We start from the raw sequence: 4,105 nt of genomic DNA, 5'->3' as shown, positions 1-4,105 counted from the left end.
GCAGCTGCACGGCAACGACGTGCTGCGCCCGCTCTACACCGCGCTCGGCACCCGGATCCACCTCCAGAAGCAGGAGCGGGGTCCGGAGCTGTACGTGGCCGCGCTCACCGAGGCCGGCCTCGACCCGGCACTGGCCGCGGCCGCCGACAGCACCGACTACGACGAGGCACTGCGGGCCAGCCACGAGGCGGGCATGCGCCCGGTCGGGCAGGACGTGGGCACTCCCGTCGTGCACGCTCCCGGCCCGGACGGCACCCCGGTCGCGTTCTTCGGCCCGGTGATCACCCCGGCTCCGAAGGGGGAGGCCGCCGGCCGGCTGTGGGACGGCGTGCTGCTGGTCGCCGGCACCCCGGGCTTCTACGAGCTCAAGCGCACCCGCGAGCAGAGCCCGATCTTCGACTGAGCGACGACCACCGCGCCCCCGTCCGTGCTTCGTCAGTCGCGCGGACGGGGGCGTTTCTCGTCCTCCGCCGAGGTCCGCGGTGGGTCGTGGCGTCACCGGGAGGCGGGCGGCGTCGTTTCCCTCGGTGTCCGCCGCAGCGACCCGAAGGGCCGCACGCCGCAGTTCGTGGAGGCAAATCCCGATGGCCAAGCACCGTGCGTCCGGTGACGATCAGCTGACCCGGCAGGGGGTGATCGAGACTCCCGGCGCGGATTACTGGTCCGTTGACGACTCCCGCTGGCCGACGGTCCGCCCGGACCTGCCCGCCCACCTGGTGGATCTCCTCGCGCCGCCCATCGTGGTGGGCGTGGCGCGGGTCCCGGTGACCTCCCGGCTCACCCCGCCCAGGCCGGTCGACCCACTGCCGTCGTCAGTCGACGCGGTGCCGACCAGCGCGCCGGCGCTGGTGCCGTCGGGGGCGGCCCCGGCCGAACCGGCTCCTCCGCCGCCGGCACCGGCTCCTCCGCGCCCGGTGCCGACGCCGCCGCTGAACCCTCGGCCCGTTCCCACGCCTCCTCCCGACCGTCCGGTGCCGGGCCCGCCCGCGTCGCCCCGCCGCGCCCTGAACAGCGGGCCGATCGGGACCGGTCGGCGTGGCAACGGTGGGCCGGTGAGCGCGGGTAGGCACCGCCGGGGCACCTCCGACCGCGCCGGCTGACCAGCCGGGCCCTTCCGGGCGCTTTCATCTGGTGGACGCACCGCAGGTCCCCGTCGGCGGCGACACCGTCGCCGGTAGCGTCAGTGGGCATGACGGTCGTGCATCCGATCACCCGGGCCTGGGTCACCACTGGCGGCACCGGCGCGCAAAACTACGACGAGTTCGCCGACGACGCGGAAATCACCGCGATCATCGGGTCGAACCCGCACAGCGCTCTCGGCATCGAAATGCCGCATCGCGCCCCGCAGAGCCTGGGCAAGTCGTTCCTCGACGCGCTGCCGGACGCGGTGGCCCGCCTCGCCGAGGCCAAGGCCGACGGCAGTTACACCCCCGCCGAGCAGGTGGTGGTGCTCTACCGGATCAGCGCGCCCGGCGAGGAGCCGGCGTACGGGCTGTTCGCGATGGTGGACACCGACCAGATCTCCACCCGGGCAGACGAGCCGGGCCTGGTCATCCGCAACGAGGACGTCTTCATCGCCAAGGTGCGCGAGCGGGTGGCGCTGGCCGACGCGCTGGGGCACCTGCTCTCACCCGTACTCCTGCTCCAGACCGGGCGTGGCGACGAACTGCACGCCGCGCTCGCGGCGGCGACCGACACGGCCGGCGCGCCCGCCGCGACGGACACCGACCAGGCGGGGCGCACGCACGCCATCTGGCTGCTCGGCCCCGGCCCGGAGCAGACCACGCTCACGGCTCTCGCCGGTGGCGGGGACCTGGTCGTCGCGGACGGCAACCACCGCAGCCTGGCCGCCCAGACCGGTGGGCTGCCGCGCTTCCTGGCCGTGGTCACCACCCCCGCGTCGGTGGCCATCCAGCCGTACAACCGGCTGGTCAGCGAGCTGACCACCACCCCGGCCGAGCTGCTCGACCGGCTGCGGGCCGCGGGCGCCGCTGTCGAGCCGATCGACGGCCCGGTCGAGGTCCCGGCGGCCGGCGGCACCGTGCACCTCCGCCTCGACGGCCAGGGGTACGCGGTGCGCCTGCCCGCCACCGCCTCCGCCCGCCTGGAAAACCTGGATCACGCTCTGGTCGAGCGGTTGGTGCTGCGTGACGCGCTCGGTCTGGACCCGGGCGACAAGCGAATCACCTACGTCGGGGGCGACTACCCGGCGAGCTGGCTCACCGGTGAGGTCGACGCCGGCCGGGCCGAGTTGGCCATCCTGATCGCGCCGGTGACAGTGGCGGATTTCGTCGCTGTCAACCTGGCCAGGGAGAAGATGCCCCGCAAGAGCACCTGGTTCACCCCGAAGGCGCGCGGCGGCCTGGTCGTCGCCGAGCTGCCGCGTTGAGCGTCATCCCCACGACCGTGTGACGAACCCGGCTCGGGGACGCCGCCCGTGTGACGTCCCCGAGCGCGGCCTGACAGACTGCCCGGTATGCGCGTCTACCTGGGATCCGATCACGCCGGTTTCGAGTTGAAGGTGCACCTGGCCAGCCACCTGGCCATGCAGGGCTACGACGTGGTCGACGTCGGCCCGCACAGCTACGACCCGGACGACGACTACCCCACGTTCTGCCTGCACACGGGCGACCAGGTGGTGGCCGACGAGACGGGCCTCGGAGTGGTCATCGGTGGCTCCGGCAACGGTGAGCAGATCGCCGCGAACAAGGTCGCCGGCGTCCGCGCCGCGCTGGCCTGGAGCGTCGAGACAGCCCAGCTGGCCCGCCAGCACAACGACGCCAACGTGGTCGCCGTCGGTGCCCGCCAGCACACGCTGGACGAGGCGACCGCCATCGTCGAGGCGTTCCTGAACACGCCGTTCTCCGGCAACGAGCGGCACGCTCGTCGGATCACCCAGGTGGCCGAGTACGAGCGGACCCGGAAGCTGCCCGACCTGCCCTGACCGTGCGACGCTCAGCGCGGCGAGCGGGGCAGCTCCTCGCGGGGCACCCAGTTTCGCCGGACGACCACCACCCGGGCTTCCGCCTCGGCCAGGTCGTCGTCGGTGGGGCGGGCCGCGTCCCGGGCCCGTAGCGCGGCGCTCAGTCCCACCTGGGACGAGCCGGAACCGACCAACCCGCGCAGCCCCCGCTCGCCGTCGCGCTCGTCGCCGCCCGTGCTCCTGCGTCGCGGCGGCGGCTCGTCACCGTCGTGCACGCCCGGCGTGCTGACCGTCGGGCCGTCCGCACCCGGTCTGGCCGTTTCGGTGTCGGCGTGGTGGCGCAGCCGTCGCCGTCGTCGGTCGGGGTCACCCATCAGCCGACCGTACCCTGGCCCGGTTGGATCCGGCACCGTCGCGGGGCCGCGCGCCCCGGCCGGGGTCGGCGACCGATTTGCCGGCTGGCTACCCTCGAATCAAGGCGGTGCTGTTGCCGTCGGTCAGGGGGAGGACGAGATGGCAGACCAGACGCAGCCGTGGGCGGAGCGGACCGTGGAGGTGCCACCGCAGGCCGGCGTCGGGGTGCCGCCGCAGCGTGACGGGTTCCGCCGGGGGGTCGCTCCGGTGGGCGAGCGACGCACCCCGCGGACGGAGCCGTTCCCGGTGGTCGAGCAGGAGCCGACCGGCACCGGTTGGCCCGGTGGCCCGGTGCCCCGCCGCTCGCTCAGCTCGCGGATGGCGCAGCTGCGGCGCGGCGGTGAGTGGAGCGCCGCGGCAGGCCTCTTCGCGTTCGTGTGTTGGGGGATCTGGGCGCTGTCCGGCCAGGGTGACCTGAGCGGCCCGCTGTTGGTGCTGGTGCTCAGCCTGCTGGTGGCGGCCGGCCTGTTCGCCCTGTTCCGGCTGGTCGGCCGGGTGGTGCTGGAGCGGCAGCTGGGCCGGGTCCGGCGCAGCGCCAGAGGTGCGCACCTGGCGACGGCGGTGTTCCTCGTCGGCCTCGGGGTGGCGTGGCTCCAGCAGACCGAGTGGGTCGTCTCGGCCTGGAACTGGATTTCCTCGAACTGACCGGGTGTGCACGGGTGGGCCGGTCCAGGACCCGCCCACCCGTGCTCCCGGTCGTCTCCCCACCAGGCAAGGTCGCTGCTTACCCGGCCGGCCGCGGTTCATCCGTGGCCGGCCGATCGGAAG

At 74.1% G+C, this 4,105-nt stretch carries 5 protein-coding genes and 1 pseudogene; 5 read left to right on the top strand and 1 reads right to left on the bottom strand.

Annotated features, from left to right (window positions below):
• From ABZ749_RS30740 to ABZ749_RS30725, 4 genes and pseudogenes are all read left to right on the top strand, one after another.
• Nucleotides 1-403: pseudogene (locus ABZ749_RS30740) on the top strand (disulfide bond formation protein DsbA); the annotation flags it as partial.
• A gap of 181 nt (nucleotides 404-584) precedes the next feature.
• On the top strand, nucleotides 585-1,100 hold the full coding sequence (locus ABZ749_RS30735; RefSeq protein ID WP_357233889.1) for a hypothetical protein: 516 nt from the start codon (nucleotides 585-587) through the stop codon (nucleotides 1,098-1,100).
• Between the two features lie 89 nt (nucleotides 1,101-1,189).
• A complete protein-coding gene (locus ABZ749_RS30730; protein ID WP_357233887.1) occupies nucleotides 1,190-2,389 on the top strand; it encodes a DUF1015 family protein in 1,200 nt (399 codons plus the stop codon).
• 87 nt (nucleotides 2,390-2,476) lie between these two features.
• On the top strand, nucleotides 2,477-2,944 hold the full coding sequence (locus ABZ749_RS30725) for a ribose-5-phosphate isomerase (protein ID WP_357233885.1): 468 nt from the start codon (nucleotides 2,477-2,479) through the stop codon (nucleotides 2,942-2,944).
• 11 nt (nucleotides 2,945-2,955) lie between these two features.
• On the opposite strand, the gene ABZ749_RS30720 is transcribed toward ABZ749_RS30725, so the two are convergent.
• Complete coding sequence (locus ABZ749_RS30720; RefSeq protein WP_091405403.1) at nucleotides 2,956-3,297, bottom strand: hypothetical protein; 342 nt, start codon at nucleotides 3,295-3,297, stop codon at nucleotides 2,956-2,958.
• Between the two features lie 139 nt (nucleotides 3,298-3,436).
• On the opposite strand from ABZ749_RS30720, the gene ABZ749_RS30715 reads away from it, so the two are divergent.
• Entirely contained in the window at nucleotides 3,437-3,982 is a 546-nt protein-coding gene (locus ABZ749_RS30715) for a hypothetical protein (RefSeq protein ID WP_357233883.1), read from the top strand.
• Nucleotides 3,983-4,105: the final 123 nt, after the last annotated feature.

Source organism: Micromonospora sp. NPDC047753, from assembly GCF_040642735.1.
Classification (GTDB): Bacteria; Actinomycetota; Actinomycetes; order Mycobacteriales; family Micromonosporaceae; genus Micromonospora.
Note: the sequence above shows the minus strand (reverse complement) of the source record. Positions and strands in the feature narration are given on the sequence as shown.